We start from the raw sequence: 264 nt of genomic DNA, 5'->3' as shown, positions 1-264 counted from the left end.
ATGATCTCGGCGCTTCGGGCGACCTGCAGTTGACCGGCCGCGGCGAGAGCCAGGGCGCCGTTCAGTGAGCCGCCGATGACGGACGACACGGAGAGTCCGGCCTTCGCGAGTTCCTCCTGCGCAGCCGCGGCCTCGGACGCTGAGTAGGCGGTGTCGGCGCCCGCGTCGAGTGCAGCCTCGCCGAGAGCACGCTGCTCCTCCGCCGTGGCCATCGTCGCGGCCCGCACGTTCGACATGGCAGCGTCGAACTCGGTGTTCTTCGCG

The 264-nt window shown here is 70.8% G+C and carries 1 protein-coding gene; it reads right to left on the bottom strand.

What is annotated here, in order from left to right; all coding sequences use genetic code 11:
* A partial coding sequence (locus SB660_RS21350; protein ID WP_410584402.1) for a phage tail tape measure protein occupies positions 1-264 on the bottom strand: 264 nt, incomplete at both ends.

This window comes from Bacillus sp. SIMBA_005 (assembly GCF_046535585.1).
Taxonomy (GTDB): domain Bacteria; phylum Bacillota; class Bacilli; order Bacillales; family Bacillaceae; genus Bacillus; species Bacillus pumilus.
This window is presented reverse-complemented; position numbering and strand designations above follow the sequence as displayed.